The 13,908-nt window shown below is 66.0% G+C and carries 14 protein-coding genes; 9 read left to right on the top strand and 5 right to left on the bottom strand.

The window, feature by feature from the left end:
- Positions 1-19 precede the first annotated feature (19 nt).
- Positions 20-748, top strand: a complete 729-nt coding sequence (locus QPK29_RS14910; RefSeq protein ID WP_371769925.1) for a helix-turn-helix transcriptional regulator — start codon at positions 20-22, stop codon at positions 746-748.
- Between the two features lie 122 nt (positions 749-870).
- On the opposite strand, the gene QPK29_RS14915 is transcribed toward QPK29_RS14910, so the two are convergent.
- Positions 871-1,869, bottom strand: a complete 999-nt coding sequence (locus QPK29_RS14915) for an SLAC1 anion channel family protein (RefSeq protein WP_371769924.1) — start codon at positions 1,867-1,869, stop codon at positions 871-873.
- Between the two features lie 112 nt (positions 1,870-1,981).
- A complete protein-coding gene (locus tag QPK29_RS14920) occupies positions 1,982-2,947 on the bottom strand; it encodes a methyltransferase (protein ID WP_371769923.1) in 966 nt (321 codons plus the stop codon).
- Between the two features lie 194 nt (positions 2,948-3,141).
- On the opposite strand from QPK29_RS14920, the gene QPK29_RS14925 reads away from it, so the two are divergent.
- The 5 genes from QPK29_RS14925 to QPK29_RS14945 all read left to right on the top strand — a co-directional run bounded on the left by QPK29_RS14925 (position 3,142) and on the right by QPK29_RS14945 (position 8,227).
- Positions 3,142-3,324 (top strand): hypothetical protein, encoded by a 183-nt coding sequence (locus QPK29_RS14925; protein ID WP_056128436.1) that lies wholly within the window; start codon positions 3,142-3,144, stop codon positions 3,322-3,324.
- Between the two features lie 36 nt (positions 3,325-3,360).
- Positions 3,361-4,230 carry a KPN_02809 family neutral zinc metallopeptidase gene (gene ypfJ, locus QPK29_RS14930; protein ID WP_371769922.1) on the top strand — a complete coding sequence of 290 codons (870 nt, stop codon included), beginning with the start codon at positions 3,361-3,363 and terminating at the stop codon, positions 4,228-4,230.
- A gap of 301 nt (positions 4,231-4,531) precedes the next feature.
- Entirely contained in the window at positions 4,532-5,716 is a 1,185-nt protein-coding gene (locus tag QPK29_RS14935; protein ID WP_056127794.1) for a zinc-dependent alcohol dehydrogenase, read from the top strand.
- A 9-nt stretch (positions 5,717-5,725) separates the two neighbouring features.
- Complete coding sequence (locus tag QPK29_RS14940) at positions 5,726-6,301, top strand: hypothetical protein (RefSeq protein WP_156404038.1); 576 nt, start codon at positions 5,726-5,728, stop codon at positions 6,299-6,301.
- Between the two features lie 159 nt (positions 6,302-6,460).
- Positions 6,461-8,227 carry a M4 family metallopeptidase gene (locus QPK29_RS14945; RefSeq protein ID WP_371769921.1) on the top strand — a complete coding sequence of 589 codons (1,767 nt, stop codon included), beginning with the start codon at positions 6,461-6,463 and terminating at the stop codon, positions 8,225-8,227.
- 12 nt (positions 8,228-8,239) lie between these two features.
- On the opposite strand, the gene QPK29_RS14950 is transcribed toward QPK29_RS14945, so the two are convergent.
- From QPK29_RS14950 to QPK29_RS14960, 3 genes are all read right to left on the bottom strand, one after another.
- Positions 8,240-10,462, bottom strand: coding sequence for an alpha-galactosidase (locus QPK29_RS14950; protein WP_371769920.1), 2,223 nt, complete (start codon positions 10,460-10,462; stop codon positions 8,240-8,242).
- A gap of 66 nt (positions 10,463-10,528) precedes the next feature.
- Entirely contained in the window at positions 10,529-11,239 is a 711-nt protein-coding gene (locus QPK29_RS14955) for a M23 family metallopeptidase (protein WP_371769919.1), read from the bottom strand.
- Between the two features lie 21 nt (positions 11,240-11,260).
- Entirely contained in the window at positions 11,261-12,217 is a 957-nt protein-coding gene (locus QPK29_RS14960) for a L,D-transpeptidase family protein (RefSeq protein ID WP_371769918.1), read from the bottom strand.
- A 105-nt stretch (positions 12,218-12,322) separates the two neighbouring features.
- On the opposite strand from QPK29_RS14960, the gene QPK29_RS14965 reads away from it, so the two are divergent.
- The 3 genes from QPK29_RS14965 (at position 12,323) to QPK29_RS14975 (ending at position 13,524) form a co-directional block, all read left to right on the top strand.
- Complete coding sequence (locus QPK29_RS14965) at positions 12,323-12,622, top strand: 2Fe-2S iron-sulfur cluster-binding protein (RefSeq protein ID WP_202114361.1); 300 nt, start codon at positions 12,323-12,325, stop codon at positions 12,620-12,622.
- 270 nt (positions 12,623-12,892) lie between these two features.
- The gene (locus tag QPK29_RS14970; protein WP_056127809.1) at positions 12,893-13,141 is read left to right on the top strand and encodes a hypothetical protein; all 249 of its coding nucleotides are present in this window, start codon (positions 12,893-12,895) and stop codon (positions 13,139-13,141) included.
- A 116-nt stretch (positions 13,142-13,257) separates the two neighbouring features.
- On the top strand, positions 13,258-13,524 hold the full coding sequence (locus tag QPK29_RS14975) for a hypothetical protein (protein ID WP_056127812.1): 267 nt from the start codon (positions 13,258-13,260) through the stop codon (positions 13,522-13,524).
- The last annotated feature ends 384 nt before the right edge of the window (positions 13,525-13,908 follow it).

Here is a 13,908-nt window from a genome sequence, read left to right on the forward strand (position 1 = left end):
ATGGCGCATCCTTGCGGCCATGAACTCACCCATCGAACATCGCATCCTCGCCCTGTTCTCCGCCTGCCAGGGCATCGCCTCGCGCAGGGGCTTCATGGACGACGTCTATCCGCTGCTGCAACGGATATTGCCGCACGAGCGCTTCGTGTGCGGCATCGCAACGGTCGCCCCGGTGGCCGTGCTGGACGTCGTCGATGCCGGCTTTCCCAGCGAGTTCGTCGACGGCATCGTCGACGGGCGCGGCCGCATCGCGAGTCCCGTGATCCGCCGCTGGCTGATGGATGACGCGCCCGTCTATTTCGACGAGGCCGCGCGTGCCGCATTCGTCGAGCCGGAAGATGCCGCGTGGCTCGCGTCGTTCCGCCGGCACGGCATGCGCAACATGATGGCCCACGGCGTCAAGGACCTGCACGGCGGCGCGACCAGTTACTTTTGCTTCGCGGGCGTGGCGGACGGCGGGGAAGAAAAGATGCGGCTGCTCCAGCTCATCGTGCCGCACATGCACGCCGCGCTGCGCACGCACTACCGGCTCAAGGTCCGCGCGCAGGAGGTCGAGCTGTCGTCCCGCGAGCGCGAAGTCCTGCAGCTGGTCTGCGTCGGCAAGACCAACGAAGCGATCGGCACCATCCTCGGCATCAGCCCGTGGACGGTCAAGGTCCATGTGCGCAACTTCATGGCCAAGCTGAACGTCTCGACGCGCGGGCATGCGGCGGCGATGGCGATGAAGAACGGGCTTGTGAGCATCTAACTTTTGATCCGTCGTTCCCGCGGAGGCGGGAACCCAAGTGCTGCGTGCATCGCGATAACGCGTGCAAATTGGGTCCCCGCCAAGGGGGACGCCTAGTCCGGGGACGACGGTTTCAGGGCTGACTAGCTCAGTTCACGCAGGCGGCCCTGCACGATGCCGGCCAGCGTCTGCACCGCGAACACCGCGATGACAAGCGTGGCGATGCCGAGGATGAGCAATGCAATGCCATCCATCACCGGGCTGTCCACCACCGTCGCGTAACGCAGCGCGGTCACGGCCGACGCGGCGAGCGGGAAGCTGGCGGCCCACCACGCGACGCGGAACGGCGAGCAGGCCGGCAGGTGCACGAGGCGCGCCAGCAGCACCGGCAGCAGGAACAGCATGATCATGACGAGACCTTGCGCGAACGCGTCGACGTGGCCGAACGTGGTCGTGTAGGCCGAGTAGCCCACCGCGAACGGCGCCAGCAGGATCAGCAGCGACGGCTGCAGCGCGGGCGGCAGCGGGTCTTCCGTGATGAGGCGCGACAGCAGCATCGCCAGCAGCGGCAGCGCGAAGAACAGGCCGACGGCGAGGCCGAACACCATCACGCCATGCAGGCCGTCCCAGCGCAGCGCCGGTGCGGCCAGCGGGATGTCGAGCATGCCCACGACCGGCACGATCCACGCCGGCGCCACCTGGGCCGGCGTATGGCGCACGGACAGCCAGCGGGTGACGATGGCCCACGCGAACACGGTCATCCCGACGGCGCCCAGCACCCAAGCGAGGCGGGCCAGGCCCAGGCTGACGTCGGCCAGCAGGAACGGCAGCAGCAGGAGGCTGATGAGCGGCGTGCCGAACAGATTGCCCCCGACCGGATGGGAGAACTCGGCGCGCACCGTGGACCAGCCGGCGACGGCCTTGATGCCGTAGGCGATGGCCAGCACGGCGAAGGTGACGATGGCGAGGGCGCCGATGGCCTGGCCGACGACGGCCGGCGCGCCGTACGCCTGGTGCGCGAGGCGCCAGGCGACGGCCAGGCCGGTGAGACCCATCACGGCGCCGAACAGGCCGACGGGCAGGTACGAGAGGGTGGTCGATGCCGCGGGTGAGGCGGCGACGGCGGGACGTGCGGCTTCCATGATCGTCTCCTTGTAAGGGCGCTGCATGGAAGCCATTCTGGGGGCGCGGCGCGCGGGCGGCCATGCCCGGATGCGGCAGCGTTTTGCCCGATCGTCTCGACCGTGCAGGTACTTACCCGCGGCGGATGGCGTGCAGCCACACGGCCGCGATGCGCTCCACCTGTTCGTAGCCTTCGCAGCCGAGCTGGCCGCCGAAGACGTCGGGATCGAGCTCCTCGTACGACCAGCCGTCCGTGTCGGCATCGAGGCGTTCGCGGATGGCGGCGAGGAACGGGTCGGCACCGTCGACGATGGCCACGCCCGTGTACAGCAGCAGGCTGCCGCCGGGATGCAGCCGGTCCAGCGCCGCGTGCACGATGCGGATCGACAGTTCGGCGCCGTGCGTGCCGCCGCCGTGGCGGTACGTCAGCTCGTCCGGGTCGAGGATGTACGGCGGGTTCGACATGATGAGATCGAAGCCGCCTTCGATCCCGTCGAGCAGGTCGCTGCGGCAGGGCACGACGTTGTGCGCCCCGTTCAGGCCCGCGTTGATCTCCGCGAGCGCCAGCGCGGCCGGGTTGATGTCGGCCGCGTAGACGGTGGCGTCGGGACAGCGCAGCGCCAGTTCGATCGCGCCCGGACCGGCGCCGGCCCCGATGTCGACGGCGCGCCGCACCGCACGGCGCAAGCCCCCGTGCGCACCGAGGACGCGCTTGAGGGCGCTCGTGTAGCGGTACGTGTCGGGACCGAAGAACACGGCGTCCTCGTCGGAGGTGGGCCAGGCCGAATGGAAATACAGGTGGTCGCCGATGGTCGAGGCGCGCACGCCGGCACGCCAGCCGTCCGCGCCCTCCGGGACCGCCAGGCCGGCCGCGCGCAGCAGGCCGGCCATGGGCTCGGGCAGCACGTCCGCGCGGTATGGCCGGCTCCAGCCGAACACGCCGCGCAGGTCGTGCGCCCAGGCATTTTCCGGACGATTGTTGACCCGGCGGTGCGTGGCGGGGGTGACGGTCACGAAACGGTAGCCGATGGCCTGTAGACTGCGGCCGAGCGCGGCCAGCGCGTCGTGGTGGGCGAAGGTGGGGGCGGTCGGGGTCATGCGCGGAGCTTGCACCGCGCTTGCCTGCCCGTCCGTACGCAGGCGCACGGAGACGTGGACAGGCTGTCATGCACCCCGGATCTGCCATATGGCATGATGCGGCTTATGTGAAAGTTCGAACAGATGCGGCCGCGCGCCGTATGCACAATGGACGGGCTGATGCAGGACGCGTGGCCCTACAGACGAGGATGACCATGAAGACGACGCCGGACGTAACCCTTCGCGAGCGACTGGAGCGTGAGGTCCAACGGGAACGCCACGAACGCGTGCTGCACGACGAAGAACGCGCCGGCCTGGCGGTGGACGACGAGTTCCGCCTCAAGGATGCGCGCGAAAACATGGGGTCGGTGAAGATCAGGCGTGCCAGGGAACGCTGACGGTCCTCCGGCTCGACAACAAGCAAGGAGAACATCATGCGTTGGGAAGGCGACAGGCAAAGCGACAACATCGAGGACCGCCGCGGCGGTGGGGGCGGCGGCGGATTCGGCATCGGCGGCGGGACCGTCGGCATCGGCACGATCGTCGTGGCGCTGATCGGTTCGTGGTTCTTCGGCGTGTCGCCGTCCACGATCCTGAGCCTGCTGTCGGGCGGCTCGCCGGCCCAGGTCCAGCAGGCGCCGGCGCATCCGCCCGCGAACGACCGCGAGACGCAGTTCGTGCGCACCGTGCTCGGCTACACCGAAGACACGTGGACGCAGATCTTCCGCGCCAACGGTGCGACGTATTCGCCGCCGCATCTCGTGTTGTACTCGGGCCGCACGCCGACCGGCGGCTGCGGCACGGGCCAGTCCGCCGTCGGGCCGTTCTATTGCCCGGCCGACCGCAAGGTCTACATCGACCTGACGTTCTTCCGCATGATGCAGCAGCGCTTCAAGGTGGGCGGCGAATTCACGCAGGCGTACGTGATCGCGCACGAGGTCGGCCACCACGTGCAGAACCTGCTCGGCATCTCGGGCAAGGTCGACAGCGCGCGCCAGCATCTGTCGGAACGGGACGCCAACGCCGCGTCCGTGCGGCTGGAACTGCAGGCCGACTGCTTCGCCGGGGTGTGGGCCTACCACACGAACCAGGCCAAGCAGATCATCGAACAGGGCGACATCGAGTCCGCGCTGAACGCGGCGAGCGCCATCGGCGACGACGCGCTGCAGCGCCAGTCGCGCGGCGAGGTCGTGCCGGATTCGTTCACGCACGGCACGTCGGCGCAGCGCGTGCGCTGGTTCAAGCGCGGCCTGGAGACGGGCTCCGTCGAGCAGTGCAATACGTTCGAGGCGCGCCAGCTTTAATGTGAACAGTCGTTCCCGCGCAGGCGGGAACCCATACTGAGCCTCCGAAGGCAAGTATCAAGAACACTACCGCCCTTTTCCGACGCACCGAATCCAGATCTTCAGCATGGATCCCCGCTTTCGCGGGGACGACGGTTGTGCGGCCGTTTCCTTTTAAAAACAAAGCACTACGGCTCTTCAAAAAAAGTGTTCCGGAACCCCCGTTCGTTTCCGTGCGCGTATCGCCTTCCTTAGCGTTTTGACATACCTTGTTGTCAAGCGCTCGTCCGTTACGGCGGGCCGTCATCCATGAGGAGGAATTATGCTGGCAATGAATTACCGGGGACCGTATCGCGTCCGCGCCGATTACAAGCCCGATCCCGTCATCGAACACCCGGGCGACGCCATCGTGCGCGTGCTGCGCTCCTGCATCTGCGGGTCCGACCTGCACCTTTACCACGGCATGGTGCCCGACACGCGCGTGGGCCATACGTTCGGCCATGAATTCGTCGGCGAAGTCGTGGACGTGGGCCGCGACGTGCAGACGCTGAAGGCCGGCGACCGGGTCCTGGTGCCGTTCAACCTGTTCTGCGGATCCTGTTTCTTCTGCCAGCGCGAACTCTTCGGCAATTGCCACAACACGAATCCGGAAGCGACGGCCGTCGGCGGCATCTACGGTTATTCGCACACGGCCGGCGGCTACGACGGCGGCCAGGCCGAGTACGTGCGCGTGCCGATGGCCGACGTGGGCCCGTACCCGATCCCCGACGACCTGCACCTGGACGACGCCGTGCTGCTGACCGACGCCCTCCCGACGGGCTACCAGGCCGCCGAGATGGGCGACATCCAGGAAGGCGACACGGTGGTCGTCTTCGGCGCCGGCCCGGTCGGCATCTTCGCCGCGAAAGCCGCGTGGCTGATGGGCGCGGGCAGGGTGATCGTCGTGGACGAGGTCGAGTACCGCCTGGAATTCGTCAAGCGCTTTGCCCAATGCGAGGTCGTGAACTTCCGCGAAGTGAACGACATGGCGGAACACATCAAGAAGATGACCGACTGGATGGGCGCGGACGTCACCATCGATTGCGTGGGCGGCGATGCGGCCGGTTCCATCGCGCAGACGCTGACGGGCCGCCTGATGAAGGTGCAGGCCGGCGCCTCGACCGTGCTGCACTGGGCCATCAACAGCGTGCGCAAGGGCGGCAACGTGTCGATCGTGGGCGTGTATGGCCCGACGTTCAACGCGGTCCCCATCGGCAACGTGGTGAACAAGGGCCTGACGATCCGCGCCAACCAGGCCAGCGTGAAACGCCACCTGCCGCGCCTGATCGAACACATCCGCGAAGGCCGCCTGAATCCGAAGGAAATCATCACGCACCGGGTGCCGCTGGAAGAGGTGGCGGACGCCTACCACATCTTCTCGAGCAAGCTCGACAACTGCATCAAGCCCGTCCTGATCCCGCCGTCCGCGCGCGAGGTCCAGGCCGTGAAGGCCACCGCTTTGCATTGAGGAGACGTCATGGAACACAATCATCACCACGATCATCCGCACCACGACGACGCGGGCCACGTGCATGCGCATCCGCTGCAGGGCGACATGGCGGACGGCCCGCGCCGTCCGAGCCGCGAGGAGTTGTCGCACATCGAAGGCTGGGGCGCCGACCTCGACCGCAAGAACCGCCCGGCCGTGCCGATGGAGCGCATGCCCGCGCGCTTCATCCACCCGCACGAGGGCAAGCTGCCGCAGCAGCCGGAAGACGTCGAGGTCCTCGTGTCGACCGAACGGCCCGGCATCACGCCGATCTTCGGCACCGCGCAGCCGCCGAAAGGCCTGTCCGGCATGATGCGCCGCCTCGCGTTCAAATGGTCGGAAAACGATCTGCGCCATTGGCTCCTGCTGCTGGCGGCGGACCGCGTGAACGTCGTCGAGGGCATCGGCGAGGACCTCGCCCACGGCAAGGTGCCGAACGTGCTGGGCGAAATGGGCATCAAGGCCGAGTGGGAGCACAACCGGGCCGGCCTCGTGAAGAAGGCGGTGCTGGCCGGTGCCGTCGTCGGCACGGCCGTGTACCTGATGCGCCGGCGCGAGCGCTGAGCGTCCCGTGAGGTGCGCCTGGGCGCACCGTCATCCGCACCTTTTCATCCGCCTCACGGCAGCCGCAAGGCGCCGTGGGGCTCTTTGCGCTTGAGCAAATTCCTTTAAGCGAGCTCGGCCACACTGCATCGGTGTGCCCGCTCAATGAAAGGAAATCTCATGAACAAGCGCAAGATGTTGCTGGCGTCGTTCGGCGCCCTGTCCCTGGCGGTCGTCGTGCCCGCGGGCGCGGCCGGCCCCGGCACGATGAGCCCGGCAGTTGCCGCGTCCTCGCAGCTGGACGCGGCATTGCTGGCCCAGCTGGACGCGCGCCGCGCCGCGCGCGGGCAGGATGCGCGCCTCGGTGATGCGATCGTCGCGCGGCATCCCGGCACGCAGGGCACGCAGGTCGCGCGCGTGGCCCACACGTACAAGAACGTGCGCATCTTCGGCTTCGAATCCGTGCTCGTCCTGGATGCCAACGGCAAGATCCTGTCCGAATCGGATTCCGAGCAGCGCACCAACTTCGTGAAGGCCGACGCCGCCGGGCCGGGTTCGGATTTCAGCATCGTGCCGGCGATCTCGTCGAAGGCCGCGATCGATGCGGCGCTGGCTTCGCTGGGCGCCTCGGCGCGCCACGAGACGCCGCCCAGCGCGGAGCTGATCATCTGGCCCGCGATGCGCACGGAACGCGTGCCGGACGCGCGCGACAAGCAGGAGCAGGAGCTCAACGCGCTCGACGTGCAGGAAGTCGTCGATCACTACGAACTCGCCTACCTCGTGCACACGCGCATGGTCGCTGGCGACAAGCCCGTGTACCACGACACCATCGTGAGCGCGGGCGACGGCGCCATTCTCGCCCAGTGGAACATGCTGCAGACGGTGGTCGGCGTGGGCCACAGCCAGTACAACGGCGATGTGCCCATCAACACGACGCTCGCCGAGGGCAAATACAGGATGATCGACGACACCCGAGGCACGGGCGGCACGTTCGGCGCGATGGCGATCACGAACGCGAACCATGGCACGAGCGCGGGCAGCGTCTACGTCAACGATACGAACACGTGGGGCGACGGCAAGCAGTACGTGAACGGCGGCTCGACGACGAACGCGAACGGCCAGACGGCCGCCGTGAACGCGATGTGGGGCCTGATGAACACGTACGACACGATGAAGAACGTGTTCAACTGGTTGTCGCTGGACGGGCACAATACGGCCACGTACATCGCGGCACACGTCAACACGGCATACGACAACGCGTATTACAGCGACACGTGCCGCTGCATGTTCATCGGCGACGGCTCCAGCTTCAACAGCCTGGGCTCGATCGACGTGATCGGCCACGAGATGGGCCATGGCGTGACGGCCGCCACGTCGAACCTGACGTATGCGGGAGAATCGGGCGGCCTGAACGAATCGTCGTCGGACATCAACGGCGAGGCCGTCGAAGCGTATGCGCGCGGGGGCGGAAAGGGCGACACCGTCCCGCTCACGGGCAACGACTGGGTGCTGGGCAAGGAGATCAGCAAGTCGGGCACGCCGCTGCGCTGGATGTACCGCCCCAGCAAGGACGGCAGCAGCCCGGACGCCTGGAACAGCTCGATCAAGCGCCTGGACGTGCACTACAGCAGCGGCCCGAACAACCGCATGTTCTACTTCCTCGCACAGGGCTCCAGCGCGGACAAGGCCGGTGATTATTACAGCAAATACCTCGTCAGGACGCCGGCCGCGATGACGGGCATCGGGCTCGACAAGGCCTACCGGATCTGGTTCAAGGCGAACACGACCAAGTTCACGTCGAGTACCAATTACGCGGATGCGCGCGCCAAGATGATCGAGGCTGCGGGCGAGCTGTACGGCAAGAGCAGCCGCGAGCTGATTGCCGTGCAGCGGGCGTATGCCGCGATCAACGTGGGCGCGGACGTGGATGAGCCGCCGGGACAGTAAAAGCGCTCCTCGTCAGGCGGCTTCCAGGACAATGGCCGCGGCCTGGAAGTCGCCGACGAGGTTGGGCTGGATCCCTTGTCCCATCCAATAGGCGCCGCTCGCCTGCTTTGGTGTGCGCGGCGCCACGCCCCCTGCAATGGTGCGCAGCGCATACGTCTTCCGTGGATCGAGTCCGCGCAACTGGATATGGGGCGCCGGATTGCGCATGCCGCCGGAATGAAGGAAGGCGAAGAGGACGGCCTGGTTGCCGTCCTGCGCGACCGACAGCGTCGCCGACCGTGCCGAGCCGCCCTGCGGCGAGATCAAGCGGTACAAATTGCCTTGTTGGACGGTCACCCGAATACGCTTGTACTCGGCGATAAGGCGCTTCGCTTGCGTGAAGTCGTTCGCGCTCCAGTGGTTCAGGTTCGCGCCGATCCCGAGCGCGCCCTGCATGGACGACAGGAACCGGTATTCCAGCGACGTGGCGCGCTTGTTGACCCAGTTGGGCGAGTCGGTGACCCAGGCCATCATGATCGCCGGCGCATAGGCCTGGCTGAAGCCATCCTGGATCAACAGCCTGTCGTACGGATCGGTATTGTCCGACACCCAGACCTCGTCGGTCAGGGCCATGATGCCGAGATCGACACGGCCGCCGCCGCTGGCGCACGATTCGATCTCGACCTTCGGGTGGCGCCGGCGCAGTTCGCCGAGCAGCTTGTAGAGATTGTCCACGTACGTCACGTACAGGCGTTGCTGCTCCGCGGGCGGCACCTGCGGCCAGCCCGGTTCGGACCAGGCGCGGTTATGGTCCCACTTCAGAAACGCGATGTTGTTCGCGCCGAGCAGCCTGTCCAATACCATCAGCAGGTGGTCGTACACGTCCTTGCGCGCCAGGTTGAGCACCAGCTGGTCGCGGGCTTCGGAGCGCGTGCGTCCCGGAAAGTGGATGACCCAATCGGGATGGGCCCGGTACAAATCGCTGTCCGGATTGACCATCTCCGGTTCGACCCACAGCCCGAATTCCATGCCCAGGTCGTTGACGCGTTTGATCAGTGGCGTCAGCCCGTTCGGGAATTTCCTGGTGTTGACGACCCAGTCGCCGAGGCCCGCTTTCGAACTGTTGCGCGCGCCGAACCAGCCGTCGTCGACGACGAAGCGTTCGATGCCGAGGCCGGCGGCCTTCTCCGCGAGCGCCATCTGGCCCGCTTCGTCGACGGCGAACTCGGTCGCCTCCCATGAATTGTAGAGAACGGGCCGCGGACGCAACGCCGGCGCGCCCGGCAGGATGCGCGTGCGCTGGTAGCGATGGAACAGGCGCGACGCGCCGCCGAACCCTTCGCCGGAATATCCCGCGTGGAACACGGGCGAGGAGAGGCGTTCGCCGGGCTTGAGCCGATAGGCGAAATCGAAGGGGTTGTAGCCGGCCGTCATGCGGACGCCGCCAAGCGCATCCACGTCGACACCGATGCGCCACGCGCCGCTCCAGCCCAGTGCGCCGAACCACACGGGGCCGGACTCCTCTTCGGTCATGGCCCGGCTCAGCGCGATCCACGGGTTGGCCTGGTGCGACGTCACGCCCTTGCGGCTCTCGATCACCGTCGCGCCGGGACCGACCGGGCGGGTTTGCAGCGCGAATTCGCCGGCCCAGCGTCCCGTCAGGTACGACAGCCGGTAATCGTCGGCGTACGGCAGGTTGATGCTGGCCGCGGCCATCTGGTCGACCTGGATCCAGCCGTTCGTCCGGTTCTCGACCAAGGCACTGCGCGTCAGGATCCCGGTTGCGGCTTCCATCGCATAGGCGAGCGTGACGTGCACGGCGCGACTGACGTCCTTGAGCCTGACCAGGATGCGGTCGCCGTCGAGCTGGTGGCCCACGTAGCGCAGGTCCAGGTCGCGCACGCCGTCGGGAAAGGTGACCTTCAGGGCCGGCTCCACCGTCAGGCCCGCGCCGAAGCCGGGATACTCGAACGGCGTGACGGTGATCGACGTTTCGTTGCTGGAGTTCTCGGCGACCGGTGCCGGCGCCGGCAGCGGATCGTCCGGGGACAGTGCGCTGCCCCAGTACATGGTCTGCAGGCGGCCATCCGGGTTGACGCCGAACGCGTAGGTGACGGCGCCGCCGTCGAGCCGGAAGACGTGCGCCGCGTCGTCGATGGTGGGACGCGCCCGGGCGGCATTGCCCATGGTCAGTCCGGCAAGTCCGCCCAGCATGCCCATGCATACGGTGCGACGGCGTCGATCGATGTTCTTCATAGTCCCCTCAGGCAGCGATTTTGTTCATATTATCGCAATGGCTGAGGAGTAGCCGAGCAGAAAACTTCAGGGCTGCAGCAACGGATACGGATTCACCGGCGTCCCTTTCCACCACTGTTTCTCGGGCGTCAGTTCGAACACGGCGAAGTGCAGGTGCGGCGCGTTCGGATCGGCATTGCCGGTCGCGCCCACATAGCCGATCAGGTCGCCGCGCTTGACCTGCGCGCCTTCCTGCAGGCCGTCCGCATAGCGTTCCAGGTGCGCATAGTAATAGGCATATTTTTCGGCCGGATCGAACTGGTACACGGTCAGCCCGCCTGGCTTGCTTGTGAACAGCTTCACGATCTTGCCGTCCGCCACCGCGACCACCTTCGTGCCCTTCGGCGCCATGATGTCCAGCGCTTCATGGTGGCGTTCGGTGCCGCGCGGCTGGTCGTAGGTGTCGGCGAGTTTGGAGAACGGCATGCCGTCGACGGGTACGAGCAGCTTGCCCGGCGGGACGGACGGCGCGGGCGCCGTGCCCGCTGCCGCGACGGGCGTGTCCGACGCGGCGGGACGCAGCGGCAGGTCGAGTTCCGTAAGGTCGGGCATGACCTGCGGCGCCGGCGGCAGCTTGCCGTCGATGCCGCTCGATGGCGGCGGCGGCGCGGGCAGGGCGCCCGTGTCCGCGGCCACGGCCGGTGGGGTGGCGGGGGCGTGGGGCATCTGGCGCAGCCAGACGAACAGGCCGCCGGCGCCCACCAGCACGCCGAGCAGGAAGGTCATCAACCATCTCATCGTCGTCTCCTTTGCTTCGTTTTAGTCTTGCAGTACGACCTCCGTGCCCGCCTGGACGAGCCCCGCCACTTCCGATGCGCTCCAGTTCGTCAAGCGGATGCAGCCGTGCGATTCGCTCTTGCCCACCGAGGCCGGCACCGGCGTGCCGTGGATGCCGTAATGCGGCTTGGTCAGGTCGATCCACACGACGCCGACCGGGTTGTTGGGACCCGCCGCGACGGTCGTTTTCTTGTCGCCCGGCTTGGCGTCCCAGAACAGTTTCGGGTTGTAGTGGTACGTGGGGTTGCGGTGCACGCCTTCGATCTTCCAGTCGCCGATCGGCAGAGGATCGTGTTCGCTGCCGCTCGACACGGGATACTGGGCCAGCACGGTTCCCGCCGCGTCCTGCAGCTGCAGGATGCGGCCTTCCTTCGACACGACGACGCGCGCGGCCGGCGCCAGCGCCGGGGTGCCGACGACGTTCGGCACGACGATCTGCTCGCCGGCGCGGCCCAGGTCCTTGCCGGGGTTGAGCTTTTCCAGCAGCGCCGGGCTCGCGTGGAATTTCTCGCCGAGACCTTCCGCCGGCGTGGCGTAGCCGAGCGTGGGCAGCTTGGCCTTTTCCATCATGTCGTCCGGCACGCGCTGGAACGGGCCCGCGACGTCGGTGTCGGCCAGCGTGTAGGTCAGCAGGGTCGGCGTCTGGTCGGTGTTCAGCGCGTTCCACGTGGCGTCGTCGAGCTTGCCGGTCGGATTGAGGCCGCGCGCCTTCTGGAAGCCGGCCAGCGCCTGGCGCATGTTGGAGCCGTAGGCGCCATCGATTTCGCCGGGCGAGAAGTGGGCGCGGTCGAGCAGCACTTGCGCGCGCAGCAGACGCTCGAACTCGGTCGCCTGTGCTGCGGCCAGGGTCGGCTGCGCCTGCGGTTGCGCGGCGCCCGCCGGACCGGCGAGGCCGGCCAGCAGGGCGATCAAAAGGGGGATGCGGGTCGTTTTCAACATGGTGTCCTGCCTGAAATTGCGTTGGCTTCAGGTTAGTGCCGCGCAAGACGGGGCTCTGTGCGGGAACGAACCCAGGCCTGTCAGGCCGGAGGTACAATCCGCCGCATGACCATGTTGACCATCACCCTGCAGCCGTCCGGCTGGTCCTTCGACACCGACACGGAGACGACGGTGCTGCACGCCGCCGAACGGGCCGGCATCGACCTGCCCAGTTCCTGCCGCAACGGCACGTGCCGCACATGCATCTGCCGCCTCGCGGGCGGCAGCGTGCGCTATCTCGTGGAATGGCCGGGGCTGTCCCTCGACGAAAAGCGCGAGGGCTATATCCTGCCGTGCGTTGCCGTCGCGCAGGAAGATCTCGTGGTCGACCAGCGGCTGGCGAAGAAGATCGTGTTTCCCGAGTAAGAGCCCGTGGCATAGCCGCTGACTTGCTTCGGTGGCAACAACCTCACGACCCCGCTTGTGGGGTACGTTACAGGCAGGATCATACCCACGGAAGCGCATCGAAAACCTGAGAGCGGCGAAAGCCGCGAATAGGTACGCTTTCCGTTGAGTCCTGACGTTCAGCAACCGGCGTCATCCTGGCAAGAATGATCATTGCTCCCGCCATGTTTTCCTGGTGGCGCTTCACGCGCCGTAGAATGCTGATTTCGTCTGCAAGTATAGGGTCTTATCATGGAAACAATCGACCAGCGTTACCTCGTCCAGCAAAACAAGCGCACTGACGACGGTAAGGCGGCGCCCGTTTTTGCCAGAGTCATGCGTAGCAAGGAAGGCAAGTTCGAGGGCGTGTCATTTATTAAGAATAAAGAGAAAGCAACTGTCATGACATCCGCTGAAGCTCAGGAAGTGGTCACGTGGGCCGCAAAGAAAAAAGAAAATGCCCAACAGTATGAAACTAAAGTTATTTGTGTGGGCCAGTAGCCGCATGTAGATCGGCCAGAAACGGACGTTGCAGTCACATCGGTGTAGGTGCCGCATTGTCCCGCTCCTTTCGCGAGTAAAATGCGGCCTCAATCTACTCAAATCAAAGGCAAGCAATGAAAAAGACAGACCTGGCAAAAAGCGACGCGAAGAAACTGATGAATCAAATGAGTGCGAAAGGCGCAACGTACGGTGTAGGAGCGTCGGCAGCTATGCCCGACCGTCGCGAACAACGCGAACGTGAGCGCGCGCTGGGTCTGGTGCCGTTTGCCGTCAAGCTCAACAGCGACCTAGTCAAGCAGTTGCAGACTTTGAGCAAAGAGCGCGGCGTCGAATTGAATGAACTCGTTACACAGTTGTTGCAAAAAGGCTTGTCCGCATAAATGAGATAGCAAATCAGTAGCACGCTCCACAATACCTCAGTTAATCAAGTGCAGAACGGCCGTACGTTGAGTTGCGTCGACCGATTGAATGCGCAGCCAAAACATCCGTCGAACAAGCCATCGACCAGATCGTAAATTCTGGGCATCTCGCCAGCGTCCGAGGCGGGCAACCAGGTCCGTTGTGTCTTATGTCCCCATAAGTGTCGTTGCACAAGCATGGCGCCAGACCCCGAAATTGTTCTCGAAGTATTGAAACGGTTGAAGTTCAGCGCGCCCTAAGTAGTTGTCGTCGGCCTGCGTGGAGCAAGAGCGCAGAAGTCCGAGCGTTAAGATGACGGCCATCTAGCCCGCCCGCTCACTCATCTCTTAAAGCTACTTGGAGAA

Origin of the sequence: Massilia orientalis (genome assembly GCF_030411975.2) — a bacterium.
GTDB lineage: Bacteria > Pseudomonadota > Gammaproteobacteria > Burkholderiales > Burkholderiaceae_D > Telluria > Telluria orientalis.

Bases quoted from the DNA above. Each gene is read 5' to 3' on its own strand.
- QPK29_RS14910 (WP_371769925.1), top strand. From the start codon at position 20: ATGAACTCACCCATCGAACATCGCATCCTCGCCCTGTTCTCCGCCTGC.
- QPK29_RS14915 (WP_371769924.1), bottom strand. From the start codon at position 1,869: ATGGAAGCCGCACGTCCCGCCGTCGCCGCCTCACCCGCGGCATCGACC.
- QPK29_RS14920 (WP_371769923.1), bottom strand. From the start codon at position 2,947: ATGACCCCGACCGCCCCCACCTTCGCCCACCACGACGCGCTGGCCGCG.
- QPK29_RS14925 (WP_056128436.1), top strand. From the start codon at position 3,142: ATGAAGACGACGCCGGACGTAACCCTTCGCGAGCGACTGGAGCGTGAG.
- ypfJ (WP_371769922.1), top strand. From the start codon at position 3,361: ATGCGTTGGGAAGGCGACAGGCAAAGCGACAACATCGAGGACCGCCGC.
- QPK29_RS14935 (WP_056127794.1), top strand. From the start codon at position 4,532: ATGCTGGCAATGAATTACCGGGGACCGTATCGCGTCCGCGCCGATTAC.
- QPK29_RS14940 (WP_156404038.1), top strand. From the start codon at position 5,726: ATGGAACACAATCATCACCACGATCATCCGCACCACGACGACGCGGGC.
- QPK29_RS14945 (WP_371769921.1), top strand. From the start codon at position 6,461: ATGAACAAGCGCAAGATGTTGCTGGCGTCGTTCGGCGCCCTGTCCCTG.
- QPK29_RS14950 (WP_371769920.1), bottom strand. From the start codon at position 10,462: ATGAAGAACATCGATCGACGCCGTCGCACCGTATGCATGGGCATGCTG.
- QPK29_RS14955 (WP_371769919.1), bottom strand. From the start codon at position 11,239: ATGAGATGGTTGATGACCTTCCTGCTCGGCGTGCTGGTGGGCGCCGGC.
- QPK29_RS14960 (WP_371769918.1), bottom strand. From the start codon at position 12,217: ATGTTGAAAACGACCCGCATCCCCCTTTTGATCGCCCTGCTGGCCGGC.
- QPK29_RS14965 (WP_202114361.1), top strand. From the start codon at position 12,323: ATGACCATGTTGACCATCACCCTGCAGCCGTCCGGCTGGTCCTTCGAC.
- QPK29_RS14970 (WP_056127809.1), top strand. From the start codon at position 12,893: ATGGAAACAATCGACCAGCGTTACCTCGTCCAGCAAAACAAGCGCACT.
- QPK29_RS14975 (WP_056127812.1), top strand. From the start codon at position 13,258: ATGAAAAAGACAGACCTGGCAAAAAGCGACGCGAAGAAACTGATGAAT.